A 17728-nucleotide genomic window follows, 5' to 3' on the forward strand; every position below is an offset into this window, starting at 1 on the left:
GTCCCTGTTTACGGCTGCGACTGCGGCTGGACCGCGGCCGGATCTAGCTGCTGATAAGGTTGCAGAACGGTTTCGCGTTGCTCGCCCAGTACCCAGGCGAAGCCCGAATACATCACCACCAGGCAAACCACGGTGAACAGCACCACCATCCACGCCGGCACGATGCGCACCAGGCTGCGGCGCTGATCGTTCAAGCCTTCCCAATGGGGCGACAGTTCGCGAGGCACGTCGCCGCGCAACTGACGAATCTGGCGATACAAGGCGTCGCGGATGCCTTCGAGTTCGAGCATGCCGCGGGCTTGCACCCGGTATTTGCCCTCGAAGCCCAGCGACAGGCACAGGTACATCAGCTCCAGCATCGGCAGGTGCTTGACCGGGTTTTTCGACAGGCGATCCAGCAGCTGGAAGAACTTCTCGCCGCCGAAGGTTTCGTTGTGGAAGCTGCTGAGCAGGCTCATCTGCGACCATTCGCTTTCGTTGCCCCACGGCGTGGTCACGACGGCTTCGTCGACCACGGTGCAGAGCACGTAGCGCGCGGCCATCACCTGGCTGCTTTCGGCGCCGTTGTGCAGCGCCCGCACTTCAAACAGTTTCAGCCCGGCGGTCAGTCGCTCGTTGAGCGCGTACATGTCTTCGCGGGTGTCGCTGTGCTTGAGTCGCACCACTTCCGACAACAGGTCGGACGCTGCGGCCACCAAGGAGTTGAGGCTGATGTTGAAGGATTCGGCCGGGCGCAAACGTGCGGCGTAGATCATCCGTTCTTCGAGCTGTTCAAAACGTGGCGGTGCAGCGAAATCTGTCAGCGGACTCTGCGCCGGGCCGTGGCCCTGGCGGTCGAGCAGGACGGTTTTATCGTCCTGGTTGTGTTCCATGTCCTTGATCATGTCGGTCAGTTCCTGATGGCCCAGAATTTCAGTTCAAGCTCGGCAAATTCGCCGGACACGTGGAACGCGAAGCCGCCGGAGCGCTCGAGTTGTGCCAGGTCTTCGGAACTGAGTTCGAGAATGAAATAGGTTTTGTTGGAGTGGAACGCGATCTGCCGCGGGGCCACCGGCAACGGTTTGACCTTGATGCCGGGCAGATGCAGGTTGACCAGTTGGCGAATGCGCTCAACCGGGCCGACCTTGAGGTGCGCCGGCAAGCGATGGCGCAGTTCTTCAGAATCACAGTTGGCACTGGCAGCGAGCACGAACGAGGCCGAGCCCAGCAGTTTGTGGTCGTGCAACGGCGAGACGATGATCCCGTACTGGCGCGCTTGCAGGACCAGTTCGATGGCGTGCTGTTCGAGCACCATCGACAGCACCTGACGAATCGCTTCCATCAGTTTGCGGAAGCTCGCGCCCTGGTCGCTGTGTTGGTAACGGCTGTCCAGGCGCGGGCGTTTGCTGTCGCTGGAAAACGTCGCCAGATCACCGAGCATGGTCAGCAGCGTGCGGTACAACTCTTCCGGGTGAACCTGCTCCAGGCCGAGGTAGTGGCGCAGCAGCAGTTCGGTGCGGTTGATCAGTTGCAGCATCATGAAGTCGCCGACTTCCGCGCCACCGACTTTGCCGTTCGAGCGGATGCGCTCGGCGATGGTGTCGCCCCGGTGGCCGAGCATGCTGATCACTTCTTTCAAGCACGACAGCAGGTAGCTGGACGAATGCGCCTGAATGTAGGTCGGGACGAAGTCCGGGTCGAGGCTGATCACGCCGTCGGGCGTGGTGTCGAGCACTTCGCAGATCTTCAGCTTCACGTAGGCCTGGTCGCTCTGCTGCTCGCCGAGCAACAGTTTGAAGTCCGGCCGGCCGCAGCTGACCTGGCTGGCGGAATCGTCGCCGGCGTTGGAGTCGGCGACTTCCGCTTCGTACGCGGTATAACGCGCCAGCACGTCGGATTGCTCCGGACGGCGCGACTCGATGTGGTTGCCCGTGACCAGCGGCAGCGCCAGGTAGATCGGCGTGTGACCGGTGTTCGGCGGCACATCGAGCGCCAACGGTTCGGTGTTGCCGCCAAGTTCGAACAGGCTACCGTCCGGCAGAATCCCCGAGGCCTGGCTGATCACCAGTTTGCCCATGTTGAGGAACTGCAAGTCGATGTCCAGATTCAGGAAGCCCCAGGTGTAGCTGCCCAGCAACTGCGTGCGGGTCTTCATCTGGTGGTCGTAGTAGCGATCGTTGTGCTGGAAGTGCTGCGGACGCAGCAGCATGCCTTCCTGCCAAATCACTTTATGGGAATTCATGATCAGTCATCCGCCTTGGCGAGCGTTTCGGTGCTGTTGCGAATACCGGCCTGGTCGAGGGTCAAATCAGCGTCGGTGACTTCCACCGGGGTGACTTGCACCGTGTAGCGCCATTTGGTTTCCGGCAGATCGCGGTAGGCGGCGAGGATACCGACGTAGCGACTGCCCTCCTCCACGCTGAGTTTCATCTCCACGGTTTCACCTGGACGCAGTTCAATTTCTTCGCTAGCCACCAGGTCCGGGGCCAGGGATTCCTTGGCGCGCTCGTACAGGCTGAAGAAGTCTGCGTTCTCGAACGTCACCGGATGTTTAAGCTCGAACAGACGCACAACGATCGGCGATGGACGCCCGTTGAGGTCCGGGTTCAGCTGATCGCTGGCGGTGAGTTTCAGGTTGAGCTTGGTGACATGGGAGTACGGCGACAGCGACGAGCAGCCGGCCAGCAGCACCAGGGCCGCGAATGCCGTCAGCGTCTTGAAAAAAGCGGTCGAGCAGCGAGACATGCGCATCATCCTTGGTGGTCGGTGTGAAGGGTGGAAATCAGGCGGATCTGTTCTTCGTAGGCCTGAGCGAAGTCGCGGGCCAGCAGGCGCTCGCTCCAGTCATCGTCCTGACGCAGGGCCTGGTGATAACGACCGTAAGCTCTCCAGCGACTGCCGGACGTGGCGAGCAACGGCTTGTTGTCGCGCTCGAAACGCAGGGTCAATTGCTGTGGCGAGAAGTGCTCCAGCGTGCCGCGAACGGCAGCGCGGCTGGCGGTCAGCAACGCCACTTGGTGTGCCTGCAAATCGCGGAACGCACGGGAGATTGCTTGCTCAGCCGGCAACTGACCCGGCTTGTTCGGCTGCAACAAAATGCCTAACGCTTCGCCGGCATCGACAGCAAATTTCAGCGGGTTCTTTTGGGTGCCTTGCACGGTGGTCTGGGCCAGACGCAGCTCGTTTTTCAATTCACTGCGAGTGCGCAGGCTCTGCTGCAAACCGCCGACGCTTTGCTTGAGCAGGCGTGCAGCGTTCAGCGCCAGGGCTTCGCGAGCATCGTGGTCGAGGCCTTTGAGGTCCACGCCCAGCGCCGCACCGAAGTGCTCCCAGAAACCTTCACTCTGACGCTCGACCGCTTTGGGCGGTGGCGCGGGGGCTGGCTCTGCGGGAGCGTTGATCAGCTCCGGCACCATCAGGCTTTCCATGTCGATGCGCGCATAGTCGGCGCGCTGACGGGTGTCCTCGATGGTCGTGCTCGGCGAGATCAGCTCGTCGATTTCCGAGTACACACGCTCTTGCTGATCGAGGGCATTGAGCGGGTCGAGATCGAGAAACGCATCGTCCGGAATGATGCTGCCTGCCACTTGCGGACGGCCGACTTCAACGTCGAAGGTCGCCGGGTCGCGCACCAGCCGCGCACGGATCTCGAAGTCACCCAGCACGTAGACGCTGCCGTGCTCGATGCGCATCGCTTCGCCCTTGCGCAGGCGCGCGCCGCTTTCGCTGTCCTGAATACCGTTGCTGCTGGTATCGGTCAGGAAAAACGTGCCTTCGCGGTAGCTGATCAACGCGTGATGGTTGGACAGGTGACGCTTGCGGTCCGGGATGATCCAGTCGCAATCCTCGCCCCGACCGATCACGCCACCGGCCTGTTTGAAGGTCTTCTGGCACAAATCCGTGGGCACGAACTGCTTGGTGTTCAGCATTTCGAAAACCAGTTCCATGGTGATACTCCTTGCGGTCACTTGCCGCGATTGACCGCCTGCGGATCACCCAATGGGCGATAGGTGTTGTCGTTGTATTTGTAATTGCCGCTACAGCCGCCGAGGCCGCATAGAACGACGAGGGTCAGCAGGACGGCTTGCCAGTGACGAACAGGCATCAGAGGGTCTCCAGGGGTAGACAAAGTACAAAGCGCCGACCCGTTTGGGCGGCGCTGTTAGAAGCGGATGAGGTGAAATCGAAGGTCTTTTGCCTACCCATCGAAATCACCCAAATTGATATTCAGGCGCCCGAGGCGGTACAGCAGCGTGCGGCGTGGCAGCCCGAGTTCGCGGGCGGCGAGGGTCTGGTTGCCGTCGTTTTTGCGCAGGCAATCGAGCAGCAGACTGCGTTCGACCTGCTCCAGGCGTTCACGCAGGTTCAGGCCGCTGCTGTCTTCCGGCATGGCTTCCATGCGCAGAGAGAAATGCTCGGCCAGTAACTCGCCGCCCTCGCACAACAGCACCGCGCGTTCGACCAGCCCTTTGAGTTCACGCACGTTGCCGGGAAAGGTGTAACCGGACAGGTGATCCAGCGCCGCATCGGACCAGCACACGGCATCGCGCTGCAAGAACGAGCACGCCTTGTCGGCGAAGTGCCGGGCCAGGTCGAGGATGTCGCCTTCGCGCTGACGCAGGGCCGGCAACTCGATCGGGAATTGCGCAAGGCGGTAGTACAAGTCCTCGCGGAATTTGCCTTCGCTGACCAGCACCGACAAATCCCGGTGCGTCGCGGCGATGATGCGCACGTCGATCTTGTGGGTGTCGTTGGAACCCAGTGGACGAATCTCGCCCTCCTGCAGGACCCGCAACAGCTTGGCTTGCAAGGACAACGGCATGTCGCCGATTTCATCGAGCAGCAAAGTGCCGCCGTTGGCCGCATCGAACAGCCCGGCACGGTCGCGATCAGCACCGGTGAACGCACCTTTGCGGTAGCCGAACAGTTCGCTTTCCAACAGGTTCTCGGGGAACGCCGCGCAGTTCTGCACGATGAACGCCTGGGAACGGCGCGGCCCGCAGTCGTGAATGGCCCGCGCCACCACTTCCTTGCCGGTGCCGGTTTCGCCGCGCAGCAGCACGGTATACGGGCTGTGCAGGACTTTGCTGATCAGCGAATAGGTCTGGCGCATGGCCGAACTCTTGCCGATCAAACCGTAACCGCTGGCGCTCGGGACGCTGGCCTTCGCCGGCCGCGCATCACCGGTTGGCTGACGCAGACGTTGCAGCAAATGCAGTTGGCCGAGCACGAACGAACCGAGCTGCCCGAGGGAATCGGCAAAGCCTTGCAGGTCGACGTGCCGGCGACTGGCGCACAGCAGCAAGCCTTCGACGGCTTTCTGCTGATTGACCAGCGGCACACACAACAGCGACTGCCAAGGCATGGCCTGAGGCGGCAGGAAACTGGTTTCGTGCAGGCTGCCGCTCAGCTCGCTGAGGCACACCACGCGGTTCTGGCACAGGGCGAACTGCAGCAGTTGCTCACCGTTGTAATCCGCCGGCAGGCTCGCCGATTCACGGGGTTGCAGGATACCGTTCAGGCATTCGGCGTTCATCCCCAGGCACGTGTGAGTCGCATCCAGCAGGTACAGCTGCGTCAACTCGCAACCGCTGAGTTCGGCCAAGCCGCGCACGAAGTCACCCAGCAGCGCAGCACCGTCCGCCGCGCGCGACAGGCTGGCGAATTGCGCCAGCAAGGCTTCGGCATAGACCAATGGCTGCGGCACTTGAGTGAACATCACACCCACCTCAGGCGAACTCGCACGTCACGCTGGCGTTGCCGTCGAGCGTCGCGTGGACACGCTTGAGGCTTTCGCCCGTGGCCATCGCATCGAGCAAGCGGTCAGCCACCAGCGGCAGCACGTGCAGGTCCAGCAAATGGTCGATCAGGCGCGCGCCGCTGTCGCTTTGGGTGCAGCGTTCGGCCAAGTGATCGACGAGGTCTTGCGAGTAAGTGAAATCCAGCTGACGACGGTTCAGGCGCTCGCCCAAACGGCCGAGTTTGATTTCGATCAGCTCGCGCAGCACCGGGCCGCCCACCGGGTAGTAAGGCACGACGCGCATGCGCGCCAGCAGCGCCGGCTTGAAGTGTTTGCTCAGCACCGGGCGGATGGTTTCTTCGAGTACTTCGGCCGACGGACGCGCGCCGTTTTCACAGAGCTCGGCGATGCGGTCGCTGCCCAGATTCGAAGTCATCAGGATCAGCGTGTTGCGGAAATCGATCTCGCGCCCTTCGCCGTCGTTGGCCACGCCTTTGTCGAAGATTTGGTAGAACAGGTTGAGCACGTCCGGGTCGGCTTTCTCGACTTCATCGAGCAGCACCACCGAGTACGGTTTCTGGCGCACGGCTTCGGTGAGCATGCCGCCCTCGCCATAACCGACGTAGCCCGGCGGCGCACCGATCAGGCGCGAGACGGTGTGCTTCTCCTGGAACTCGGACATGTTGATGGTGGTGATGAAACGATCACCGCCGTACAGCAAGTCCGCCAGGGCCAGTGCAGTTTCGGTTTTGCCGACGCCGCTCGGGCCGACCAGCAGGAATACGCCAACCGGTGCATCAGGTTTGTTCAGGCCGGCAGCGGTGGCGCGCATCGAGCGGTCCAGTGCGTGAACGGCTTGTTCCTGACCACGGATGCGGGTACGCAAGTCGGTGGCGAAGCTCGCGACCTTGGCGTTGTGTTCGCGGGCCAGTTGCGCCAGGGGCACGCCGGTCCAGGCGCTGATCACTTCGGCGACCAGACGCGGGCAGACTTCAAAACTCACCAGACGTTCTTTGACCTGAAGCTCAGTCAGGGCGCGGTGGGTTTCGTTCAGCGCAGCTTCCAGGGACGCGACGCTTTGCGCTTCGTCCACAGGGGCTTCGAGCGTTTCGATCACGGTGCCTTCGGCGTCGTCCTCAACCGTAACGGTGGGCTCGACGGCGGCAGCTTCGCGGGCTTTGGCCAGTTGCTGACGCAGGTCCAGCAGGCGCTCGGCCAGTTCTTTCTGCTCGATCCAGAGGGTTTCCAGCGCGACCCTTTCATCATCGGCGGCAGCCAGGCGATCTTCCAAAGCGTCCAGCGCTTCGTGATCGATCAGCAGACCGGCCTCGGCATCACGGCGCAGGGCCTGACGCTGACGGCCACCTTCAGCCAGTTCACCCCGCAGGCGTTCAAGGCTTTCCGGGGCAGCGGCGAGGCTGATGCGTACGCGGGCGCAGGCAGTGTCGAGCACGTCGACGGCCTTGTCCGGCAGCTGACGACCCGCGAGGTAACGAGCGGACAACTCGGCCGCTGCAACCACCGCGTCGTCGCGCAGGTAAATGCCATGGCTCTTCTCATAAACCTGAGCCAGGCCACGGAGGATGGTCACCGCTTCGCTGACGGTCGGTTCGTGCAGTTGCACCGGTTGGAAACGACGGGCCAGGGCCGGGTCTTTTTCGAAGTACTTCTTGTACTCCGCCCAGGTGGTGGCGGCGATGGTGCGCAACTCACCACGGGCCAATGCTGGCTTGAGCAGGTTGGCCGCGTCGGAACCACCGGCATTACCGCCCGCGCCGATCAGTGTGTGAGCTTCGTCGATGAACAGGATGATGGGTTTCGGCGAGGCTTTGACTTCGTCGATCACGCCTTTGAGGCGACGTTCGAATTCACCTTTGACACTGGCGCCGGCCTGCAACAGGCCCATGTCCAGCGACAGCAATTCAACGCCTTTCAAGACTTGCGGCACTTCACCGGCCGCGATGCGCGAGGCCAGACCCTCGACGATGGCGGTTTTACCGACGCCGGCTTCACCGACCACAATCGGGTTGTTTTTGCGGCGACGGGCGAGGATGTCGACCATCTGACGGATCGCGCCATCGCGGCACAACACCGGGTCGAGTTTGCCGTCGCGGGCCTGTTGGGTCAGGTTGTGGGTGAAGCGCTGCAGCAGCGATTCGCCCGGCACGGCAGGTTTGCCGGTGGCCGGTTGTTCTTTCTGCGACAGGGCGAATTCTTTCAGGCGCTCGATGTTCAGCTTGGCCAGCAATGACTGGTAGCGGCTGCCGGCGTAGCGCATCGGGTTGCGCAACAGTGCGAGGATCAACGCGGCTTGCTCGACCTGGCTTTGGCCCAGTTCAAGGTTGGCCACCAGTAACGCGTCTTGCAGCCACTGCACCAGTTCCGGGGCAAACACCGGGTTGCGCGAAGCGCTGTGCTCAACCCGCGATTGCAACGCGGCGCTCAGTTCACCGGCATCCACTTCGGCGTCTTGCAGCGCGCGTGCGAGCAAGCCTTGCGGGCGCTCCAGCAGGCCGAGCAACAAGTCTTCGACGAGGATCTTGCTGCCGCCACGGGCGACGCAGCGTTCGGCCGAACTTTCCAGGTCACGACGGGTTTCGGCGTCCAGCGCCTGGATAAGTTGTTGCAGGTCTACGTTGATCATTGGTCATCTGTCCTTAATGAATTTTGCTGCCCAGGGTCACCACGCCGTCCGCTTTTTCGCGGCCCAGCCAACTGGTCCATCCCAGGCGACAGGCGTTCTGCTCACCGATGCGCAGTTCGCGGATTTCTTCCTGGCGCAACACCAGGCGAATGTCGTAATCGAGCGGGTCACGCAGGGTGAACCGCACCAGCGCGCAGAGCGGCTGGTAGCCGAAACCGATCGGCAGGAATTCGTGGAAGCGTTGCCAGTCGAGTTCGCGGATGTGAATGCGGAATTTGCCGCTGCGGTCGCGCACGTGTTCGCCCAGCACCAGGTCTTCGCCCAGCAGGCTGTTGGCGCGACCCAAGCGATTGCGCTGCTCGTCGAGGATTTCGACGCGGCGCTCGATGCACTGCTCGATGGTCAGTTCGGCGTGTTTGAAGTAGTAACGCAGCACCGCTTCGATCAACGCCGCCGAGTGCGCCCGCAAGCTGAGCAAGCCGAGGTACGGCAGCAGGCGTTTCCAGTTCAGCTCCTGGGCCCTGCGGATCTCTTCGCCACCGAGGCCGATCAACGCAAACAGCTGCGACGAAAACGGGTCGAGGGCGCCGCTCTGGAAGCTTGCGCGGTAGCGGTATTTTTTCCAGATCGGCAGCATCAGCCGTTGCAGGCGATGGTGAAACAGGTCGAGGAAGAGGCGGGTCGGGTTGCCGTCTTCGCTATCGCCCAGGGCCTGTTCGCCGTAGAACGCCGGCAGTGGCGAACCGGAACCGACCAGGCCGATCAGGTTGAAACGCAGACGCGCGCGCATCTGCCCGTGCTCTTCGAAAAACTCCACGCGATCGACGTCACTGCCGGGGAAACCCAGGCTCGGATTGGCCTGGAATTCCAGCTGGTCATACAGATCGTCTTCGCTCAAGTACGGGTGCGCCTCGCGCAGCCGGTCTACCACCAGCAGCACGGCCTGAAACAGCGAGTACTCGCGTATTACCCGGGTCAGCCCGCTTAAAGCAGGGGTTGCAGACCCATACGTGGTGTCCATTGGTACACCTCTCCCTGTGTGCTTTTTACCCGTAGCTCGTGGTACGAATTGAGACTGGCGTAAAGCGCGAAAAACTCGTTAAGAACCGAGGCGAAAACGAACAGGTCGCCCTCGCCGATATACCCTTCCGGGTCGATGGTCAGCTCGGTGCGCAACCCGCGTACCGGCAACCCTCGGTGCAAGCGGTCGACGTGTTGGTGTTTGATCGACTTGAGCCCGCCCAACAGGCGCTTGCTGACTTTTTCAGCGTGTTGGTCGTAGTAGCGCGGCAGGTCGTAGGTTTCGAGAATCACCTTCAACGCATTGACGTCGGCCAGCGACAGATAGTTAAGCGACATGTTGCTGATCAGCTTCCAGAGGAAGTCACGGTTCAGCGGCGGCGCATAACTGGGCGTGGCCGGGGTGATGTTGCGAAAACTGAGGAACTCCGGCGTCTCTTCGCAGGCCATGCAGATGTCGCCGAGCTTGAGCTTGCGCGGCAGGTTCTGGTTGGTGCACATCAGCTCGATCGACAGGGTTTCGTGGGCTTCGGTGTGGCGAATGCCGAAGCTCAGGTAAGTGTCGAGGCCGTCGTGCAACGAGGACGAACGCTGGCGAATGCTGTAGTGCGGACGGCTGTTGGGCACGTCGAAACTCGGGTCGTGCTCGAACGATTCGAACGGCACGTACTCCTGATAACCAAGGCCGCCGGGCTTCCATCCCGTGACGGTTTCCACCGAGAACACGCCGCAGTTTTGCAGGTCGTATTCGGCTGGCAGCAGCAGATATTCGTCCTGCTTGCCGTCGAGGCGGATCGGCAGTGCATCGTGCTTGAACAGGTTGACGATCGGCGTGCAGTAGAGCTTCACGTTGTCCAGCGTCGGACGCAGGCGCTGGATGCCGCTCTTGCGAATATCGAAGCGCAATTCCAGACCGCGCATCTGCTTGAGCGTGTCTTCCGGCAGGGCCTTGAGCAGGTCCAGGCCGTTGATATCGACGAACAGGAATTTGTCCTGGAAGGCGAAATATTCCTGCAAGTAGCGGTAGCCACGGAAGGTGTTCAGCGGATACGGGATCAACGCCTCTTCTTCGGCAAAACCCACCGGCTGCACACGGTCGCCGGGCATCTTGAACGCCATCGGTGTGCCGTTGACGCCATTGATTGGCTTGCCGGCGCCGTCCAGCGGGATCAGCTCGATGCCTTCCAGGTTGCGCAACAGGCTCAGGTAGAGCATCTGGCTGATGTAGCGCTCACCAGCGAAGTGCAGACGCAGACGACTCAGCTCCAGCTCACCGAGGTGACCGTCAGCGCTCATCTCCAGACGCAGGCTCAACAGCGAACCGTCGCCCTTTACCGAGTAGGTCAGTGCGGCCAGATCCAGCGGCAGAACTTCGGTCGGGTAGCAGGTGCGAAAGCGGCAACGTACGTCATCGATTGGCACACTCTCAACCGGCGTGTCGCGCTCGACCATCAACGCAGGTCCCGATCGCTTCAACGGATCGAACTGCAAAATGCTGAACGCCGGCAGCGGCCGCATGTAGTTGGGCCACAGCAGGTGCATCAGCGAGTGGCTGAGCTCCGGCAACTCGTCATCGAGCTTCTGGCGCAGGCGGCCGGTCAGGAACGCAAAGCCTTCCAGCAACCGCTCCACGTCCGGATCCCGCCCGGCCTGCCCGAGGAAAGGCGCCAACGCCGGGCTACGCTCGGCGAATCGACGGCCTAACTGGCGAAGTGCGGTGAGTTCGCTTTGGTAGTAGTGGTTAAACGACACGGGTTACCTGCCTGGTATTGAATCTCATGAATAAAACGTCCTGTAAAGCGCGACCGTCAGACCGGCAACCACGTAGCCTGCGATGAGTAGGTACGGCAGAAAAGCCAGCCAGCCAAACATCATCGGGAACCCGGCGAGGCTCCCCAAAAACACATGGGCCAATCCATAAATGACCCAAGGGGCGGCGTAAAAAGGGATGAACGTCAGCGGTGCGCGCCACACACTTCTTAAAATTTGCTGTTCGGTTTTTCCTTTCAGTACTCGCGTTGCCCACAGGGCAAAGGCGATATAGGCCGGGATTCCGAATGAGAGGACGTAGATCAACAGCATTTGTTGCCAGTCCAGAACCGCCGCGTATCCGGTGCCCTGCTCGACCAGTGTCAAAGCCAACATCACCAGGACAGGAGACCAGAGCGCTACTCTGAAAAAAATTGAATTAGCACAGCATTCGCTTTTACGACTGCTGTGCGCCGAATCGTTAGTAAATCTCACTGAACACCCAGTGATTAAAACTGTAAAGAGCAACAACACCTACAACAGAGAAAGCCAAGAATGAAAAACCATCACGCGAACTTTTATATTTGAAGAAATTTATTAGCGCCTTTACAAAATAGTAAAAAGAAAACGCCATCATCGGAATATAAAGAACCATACAGAGAACAAATAAGCTTCCATAAACATCAACCCCGGCTATTGACCATTTAGTTTTCGGGTCGGTACACGACATCAGCAGCAAACCAGCCGCCACAAAAGAATACAAATAACGAAACACTTAGCGCAGTCCCTTTAAATAGAGAAGCTTGGCAAGCTCTCGACGCCTTACCTTCCCGTCTGCACTATCGCCGGAATAGTAAAAGTGCCCTTCCGCCGTAGGCATTTGCCTGCCCAGTTCAAGAGCCGAGTCGACTAGTTCCTTATCAGTCATGCCTGCGAAAATAGGATCACCCTTATCCTTCAAGTCGATGATTATTGCGCTACCAATGTTTGGATGGTTACTCACAGCTTCTTTCAGACTTTTATTAATTGGGGCTCCGATGAGGACAAGGTGGTCGATTTTAGAACCCGCACGGGCGTAATGCATGGCGGTGCGGGCTGCGACCACACTGCCCCAAGAGTAGCCCACAATATTGAATTGTCCGATCTTGGGAATTGGCTTAGTGATTTCCAGTGCGCTCAACGGAAACTCCGTGGCCTTAATTTTTGAAATATCCCGCCCTATCTTGATCGCCAACATATCGCTTGTCGGTGTACATTCCACTACGCTATTACTTTTGATAGTGATCAAACCATAGAGATACTTCTTCTCTATATATTCACCACCATACTTGCACTTTTGAATTTCACCATACTCAAATACAACCGGATCACTTTCGTCTTGATTATAGAGCACCACAGACGCAGCATCACTAAGCATGTCAACCAAGTCGGGCACATGCTTATCCCACCCAGTTATTAGAGAGGAATAGTTCCCATAAACAGTATTTGAAATTCCAGCCTCTTTGAATGCAGCCACCATATCCGCGTTATAAGCACCAATCATCCCGGCGCCGCCCAAAAATACCGTCAGCCCTTGTTCAACAACAATCGGTTTAGGCGTCAGATCCTTAGTCGGTGTACTTTGCATCGCAGCGACTTTTGTAAAAGCACCACTTGAAGTATTGATGACATCCGCGCCCATCTATCAATCTCCTTTTGCAACATAGATTTCAACTTGCTCTGCACTTTCGTGACGAGCTAGTCGGTGAGTGAAACCTTTTTCATTAGTAACACCCTCTTCCTGCGCACCGTCTTGGCGAACGAGCAGATATCTACGATTGGCAATGGGCATACCAGCTTCATCTGTCAGAGCAAACTGCTCATCAAATCCAGGAAAAATCAAAGGCAACGGCGCCACAAACGGCACCGCCGAATGCGAATTCCCGATAATCACGGTCCCGGAACCCGCCGTAACCTTGTTGCCATGAGTCCCGACGGAATCCACCGTTGCCGCTGGTTTGCCGTTAATCAAAACGGTCCCCGACAACCCGCCGACCATCGCACCACCACACGCCGAGGCATCGCCTTGGCGGGCGGCCGGGAGGCCGTCGAAAAATACGTCGCCGGAACCGGCGGCGATCGGGTTGGTGCCGTGGCCGGGGAGCGGGCAAGCGGTGGGGTCGGATACGCGGGCTGCGGGTTTGCCGGACATCGGAGTCTCCTTAGTTGACCTTCACTTGACCGCTGCCATCCAGGCGCGCGGCGAAACTGACCTGACGCTTGAATCCATCAACTTCCAGCAAGCCTTCGATGCTGAAGGACAGGCGAAGCTGATCGTGGTCACGCGGCAGGGAAATGACACGCACATTGCTCAGGCGTGGCTCGTAGGCTTCGATGAAATTTTCGATGGCCAGACGGGCCTGACTCAGGGAGTCGTGCAGGCTCAGACGCATGTCATTGAGATCGGGTAGCCCGTAATCGGACAGCGTTTGCACGCTGCCCGCACGGGTGCTGAGCATCTTGGCCAGATGGGCAGCCACGGACGCCATGGCGGAGACCTCGCGGCTCCAGCCGACGCGTTTGTCCGCGTCGCCACCCAGGCGTTCGAAAAGGCTGCCATATCCAGTCATGAGTTAGCTCCGCTTACTCTTTGTCCAGCTTGCCAACCAGCGACAGGGTGAAATCGGCACCCATGTACTTGAAGTGCGGGCGCACGTTCAGGCTGACGCGGTACCAGCCAGGCTCGCCTTCAACATCGCTGACGATGATCTGGGCAGCGCGCAGTGGACGACGGCCACGCACTTCGGCGCTTGGGTTTTCCTGGTCGGCCACGTACTGGCGGATCCACTTGTTGAGTTCCAGCTCGAGGTCGGTACGTTCTTTCCACGAACCGAGTTGCTCGCGCTGCAGCACTTTCAAGTAGTGAGCCAGGCGGTTGACGATCATCATGTACGGCAGTTGGGTGCCGAGCTTGTAGTTCAGCTCTGCTGCCTTGCCTTCTGCGCTGATGCCGAAGAACTTCGGCTTCTGCACCGAGCTTGCGGAGAAGAACGCCGCGTTGTCGGAGCCTTTGCGCATGGTCAGGGAGATGAAGCCTTCCTCGGCCAGTTCGTATTCACGACGGTCGCTAACCAGAACCTCGGTAGGAATCTTGGTTTCGATTTCGCCCATGCTTTCGAAATGGTGCAACGGCAGGTCTTCAACCGCGCCACCGCTCTGCGGGCCGATGATGTTCGGGCACCAGCGGAATTTGGCGAAGCTGTCGGTCAGCTTGGTGCCGAACGCATAGGCCGTGTTGCCCCACAGGTAGTGCTCGTGGCTGTTGGCGACGGTTTCTTTGTACACGAACGATTTGACCGGGTTTTCTTCCGGGTCGTACGGGTTACGCAGCAGGAAACGCGGCACGGTCAGGCCAACGTAACGGGAGTCTTCCGACTGGCGGAAGCTCTGCCATTTGGCGAATTGCGGGCCTTCGAAGTGATCTTTCAGATCCTTCAGGTCCGGCAGACCGGTGAAGCTTTCCAGGCCGAAGAATTTCGGGCCGGCCGCCGCGATGAACGGAGCGTGGGACATGCAGGCTACGCTGGACACGTACTGCATCAGTTTCACGTCCGGCGAGCTTGGGGACATGAAGTAGTTGGCGATGATCGCGCCAACCGGCTGACCACCGAACTGACCGTATTCAGCGGTGTAGATGTGCTTGTACAGGCCCGACTGCATCACTTCCGGCGAATCTTCGAAATCGTCCAGCAGATCGTCCTTGGAGACGTTGAGGATTTCGATCTTGATGTTTTCGCGGAAGTTGGTGCGGTCGACCAGCAACTGCAGACCACGCCACGACGATTCCAGGGACTGGAACGCCGGGTGGTGCAGGATCTCGTCCATCTGGCGGCTGAGTTTGGCATCGATCTCGGCGATCATGCGGTCAACCATGGCCTTCTTGACCGGCTCACCGTTGTTCTGCGGCTTGAGCAGCTCTTCGATGAAGGCCGACACACCGCGTTTGGCGATGTCGTAGGCTTCGTCGTCCGGCGTCAGGCGGGTTTCGGCGATGATGCTGTCGAGAATGCTGTATTCGCCGTTCTCTTTGCTCTTTTGCTGTGCTGCGCTAGTGCTCATGGTGTTGGCTTCCTTGGCTGATGGAGACTCAGGCGTCCTGGGCTGCGGCGTTCAAGCCCAGCTCACCCAGTACGCGACCGCGGGATTCGTCGTCGGCGAGAACGCCTTCGATGGCTTTGCGGAACGCAGGCGCGTTACCCAGCGGACCTTTGAGGGCCACCAGCGCGTCGCGCAGTTCCATCAGTTTTTTCAGCTCAGGCACTTGCTCGACCAGGCTGGCCGGGTTGAAGTCCTTCATCGAGTTGACGCGCAGTTGCACGCCCAGCTCTTCAGTGCTGCCCTCTTCCTGAAGGCGGTTCGGCACGTTCAACGTCAGGGTCAACTCTTGCTTGGCCAGCACTTCGTCGAAGGTCATCTTGTCGATGCTGATCGGCTTGCGATCTTCGACTTTGCGTTCGTCCTTGCGGTGGGTGTAGTCACCGATTGCCAGTAGTTTCAACGGCAGTTCAATTTCTTCCTGAGCACCACCGGTGGCAGGTTTGAAAGTGACGTTGATGCGTTCCTTGGGGGCTACCGAGCCTTCTTTGGCCATGGCTATTCTCCTTGCGGTTGTGGCCCTGGGGCCTATTCGAGTACCACTTCGAGATCGAGGTGGCACAGCCTGCGATAAATCTCTTCCTTGCGTTCACGTACGGCATGGTTCTGCGGTAACAACTCGCAGCAGCTATGCAGTAAATGCAGCACTTCCAGCGCAAGATCGGGCTCCCAGGCGTTCAGGCCTGAGTCCTGTAATGTTTGATCGAGGGTTTCGAGTTGGGTCTTGGCCAGTTCGTATTTCTTGGCCATGAAGCACAGCCGCGCGAGGGCGAACTGCCAGAAGAATCGGACGCGTCCGCCGTGGGCGCTTTGCAAGCCTTGTTTGAGGATCTGCACGGCGGCCTTGAGGCCGTCCTTGCGCAGGATCGGCAAGACTTCTTCCAGGGCTACTTCCCAGGCCGGCTGGCTGTCGGCGACTTCAACTTTGCGCGGTGCACTGGCGCTTTGCAGGTGCGGCATGACGTGGGCGCTGACCCAGGCGCGGGTGGCCGGATCAGCAAACGGGGCGCCGTCATGGAAACGCAATTCGATGATGCCGGGCAGGCGCTGAATCAAAAGCGCGAAGTGGATTTCCACTTCGCGCATAGCCATCTCGGCGTTGAGCCCCTGGAGGCACTCCCAAACCATTCGCTGGCCATCGAACCAGAACGGCGCCTTCGCCAGGCTCGCCTCCAGTTCCACCAGCAGATCGGCGTATTTGGCCTGGTCGTAACGGTCCTGGTAGGCCTTGAGCTTGTCGGCTGGCAACCCGCGCAGAACGGTGATCTGCTCGGCATTGCGCTCGGGCACCGCGTCGATGGGCAGCCACAACAGTGTGCGATTGAGGCGCAAGGCGCGCAGGTCGGTGGCTTTCTGCTTGAGCCACCAGGCACACAGCGGCCGCGCGCTTTCCTGCTGGGCGCGCAGGGCTTTATGGGCTTCTTTTTCGTTGTCGATCGGTGCGCCGGGGGTGAACAGTTGCGTGGCGGCTTGTTTGACCTGCGCCACCGCCGCGCCGACGACGCCAGGTTCCGGCTGATTGTCGGCGGCACGCTGGACCATGTTCTTCAGGCGGCGGGAGATCGGCAGCAGCAACGGCGCATCGTCGCCCAAGTGCCCGGTGCAAGCGGCATCGAGACCTTCAAGGTGTTCGACCAGCCGCCGGAACATCGGCAACTGCTCTTTGATCGCGACGTTTTCGGTCAGCACCTGCTCAAGACGCGGTACCAACCAACTGATGGCAGCGGAGCGGGTGCGGGCCTTGTTCGGGTGCACTTCAGCCCAGTGGCTTTCGCACAGGTAGTGCAACAAACCGAGGCCGGCCAGCAGCCCTTGAAAGGATTCGCGCTGGTACAGCGCCCAGGTCAGCCAGGCGCCAACCCGCAAATCCTTGGACTGGGTGCGCAGGAGGCTTTCGCTGTTTTCGCGGATTTTCAGCCAGTCGATCTGACCGCTTTCGTGCATGGATTGGGCTTTGCCCAGCTCGCTTTCCAGCGCCTCATATTCGCTCGAAAAGCGAACATCCTCGCCCGCGAAATTCTCTTTGGAAACAGAGGCTTTTGCGAGGTCGAGGTAATGAGCAGAAAGTTTGCTTGAGTAGGACATCCATGGCCTTTAGTTTGGATTACGGTCATACGCCCATTGGAGTTCCAACGGCGTGAGACAGAATCAAAGAGCTGCGATGAGTCTCATCCAATTGAGATCGTGCTCTTACAAAGTGGGCGCATCGTACTCACGATGATGGCCACTAGCAAGCATCTGATTAAACAATAAGACGAAGTGTGTTTATCACCCGTAGGAGATCACCCTATATGTAGCAAGGGATTCCCCGAGGTCGTTTTAATATTTAATTGCTCAGTCTGTCGGCCTGAAACCATTGACGTAGAGCCGTCCCTTTCATCCCCCACGATTTTTGCCGTATTCATTGCGCGTTCACTCCCTGACTCGGGGGTGAAGCATGCCAAAAATACAAAATTATGAAT

At 59.6% G+C, this 17728-nt stretch carries 17 protein-coding genes; all 17 read right to left on the reverse strand.

Translation table 11 applies throughout. The features are described from left to right. Positions 1-8: 8 nt before the first annotated feature. Positions 9-884, reverse strand: coding sequence for a type IVB secretion system protein IcmH/DotU (icmH, locus tag VD17_RS11195; RefSeq protein ID WP_046053870.1), 876 nt, complete (start codon positions 882-884; stop codon positions 9-11). 5 nt (positions 885-889) lie between these two features. Continuing rightward, entirely contained in the window at positions 890-2221 is a 1332-nt protein-coding gene (gene tssK / locus VD17_RS11200; RefSeq protein WP_046053871.1) for a type VI secretion system baseplate subunit TssK, read from the reverse strand. A gap of 2 nt (positions 2222-2223) precedes the next feature. Next, a complete protein-coding gene (gene tssJ, locus VD17_RS11205) occupies positions 2224-2724 on the reverse strand; it encodes a type VI secretion system lipoprotein TssJ (protein ID WP_046053872.1) in 501 nt (166 codons plus the stop codon). Between the two features lie 5 nt (positions 2725-2729). Beyond that, positions 2730-3926: a type VI secretion system-associated FHA domain protein TagH gene (tagH, locus tag VD17_RS11210; protein ID WP_046053873.1), complete on the reverse strand. Its 1197-nt coding sequence runs from the start codon at positions 3924-3926 to the stop codon at positions 2730-2732. Positions 3927-3943: 17 nt separating this feature from the next. Then, positions 3944-4084 carry a hypothetical protein gene (locus tag VD17_RS11215; RefSeq protein ID WP_007894589.1) on the reverse strand — a complete coding sequence of 47 codons (141 nt, stop codon included), beginning with the start codon at positions 4082-4084 and terminating at the stop codon, positions 3944-3946. Between the two features lie 93 nt (positions 4085-4177). After that, positions 4178-5698 (reverse strand): sigma-54 interaction domain-containing protein, encoded by a 1521-nt coding sequence (locus tag VD17_RS11220; RefSeq protein ID WP_046053874.1) that lies wholly within the window; start codon positions 5696-5698, stop codon positions 4178-4180. Between the two features lie 10 nt (positions 5699-5708). Continuing rightward, positions 5709-8363 carry a type VI secretion system ATPase TssH gene (tssH, locus tag VD17_RS11225; RefSeq protein WP_046053875.1) on the reverse strand — a complete coding sequence of 885 codons (2655 nt, stop codon included), beginning with the start codon at positions 8361-8363 and terminating at the stop codon, positions 5709-5711. Positions 8364-8376: 13 nt separating this feature from the next. Then, positions 8377-9384, reverse strand: coding sequence for a type VI secretion system baseplate subunit TssG (gene tssG / locus VD17_RS11230; protein ID WP_046053876.1), 1008 nt, complete (start codon positions 9382-9384; stop codon positions 8377-8379). Beyond that, the gene (gene tssF / locus VD17_RS11235; RefSeq protein WP_046053877.1) at positions 9348-11135 is read right to left on the reverse strand and encodes a type VI secretion system baseplate subunit TssF; all 1788 of its coding nucleotides are present in this window, start codon (positions 11133-11135) and stop codon (positions 9348-9350) included. Before tssF ends, tssG begins: the two co-directional genes overlap by 37 nt. A 24-nt stretch (positions 11136-11159) precedes the next feature. Continuing rightward, a complete protein-coding gene (locus VD17_RS11240) occupies positions 11160-11528 on the reverse strand; it encodes a hypothetical protein (RefSeq protein WP_052962689.1) in 369 nt (122 codons plus the stop codon). 85 nt (positions 11529-11613) lie between these two features. After that, entirely contained in the window at positions 11614-11907 is a 294-nt protein-coding gene (locus VD17_RS32165; protein ID WP_185753133.1) for a hypothetical protein, read from the reverse strand. Then, positions 11908-12813, reverse strand: coding sequence for a hypothetical protein (locus VD17_RS31215; RefSeq protein ID WP_052962690.1), 906 nt, complete (start codon positions 12811-12813; stop codon positions 11908-11910). A gap of 3 nt (positions 12814-12816) precedes the next feature. Continuing rightward, complete coding sequence (locus tag VD17_RS11250) at positions 12817-13323, reverse strand: PAAR domain-containing protein (protein WP_046053878.1); 507 nt, start codon at positions 13321-13323, stop codon at positions 12817-12819. Between the two features lie 10 nt (positions 13324-13333). Next, positions 13334-13741 carry a type VI secretion system baseplate subunit TssE gene (gene tssE / locus VD17_RS11255; protein ID WP_008150080.1) on the reverse strand — a complete coding sequence of 136 codons (408 nt, stop codon included), beginning with the start codon at positions 13739-13741 and terminating at the stop codon, positions 13334-13336. A gap of 13 nt (positions 13742-13754) precedes the next feature. Then, positions 13755-15230: a type VI secretion system contractile sheath large subunit gene (gene tssC / locus VD17_RS11260; RefSeq protein WP_046053879.1), complete on the reverse strand. Its 1476-nt coding sequence runs from the start codon at positions 15228-15230 to the stop codon at positions 13755-13757. Between the two features lie 28 nt (positions 15231-15258). Beyond that, entirely contained in the window at positions 15259-15762 is a 504-nt protein-coding gene (gene tssB, locus VD17_RS11265; RefSeq protein ID WP_008150078.1) for a type VI secretion system contractile sheath small subunit, read from the reverse strand. Positions 15763-15794: 32 nt separating this feature from the next. After that, the gene (tssA, locus tag VD17_RS11270) at positions 15795-17351 is read right to left on the reverse strand and encodes a type VI secretion system protein TssA (protein WP_046053880.1); all 1557 of its coding nucleotides are present in this window, start codon (positions 17349-17351) and stop codon (positions 15795-15797) included. Positions 17352-17728 lie beyond the last annotated feature (377 nt).

This window comes from Pseudomonas fluorescens, from assembly GCF_000968015.1.
Lineage (GTDB): Bacteria > Pseudomonadota > Gammaproteobacteria > Pseudomonadales > Pseudomonadaceae > Aquipseudomonas > Aquipseudomonas fluorescens_W.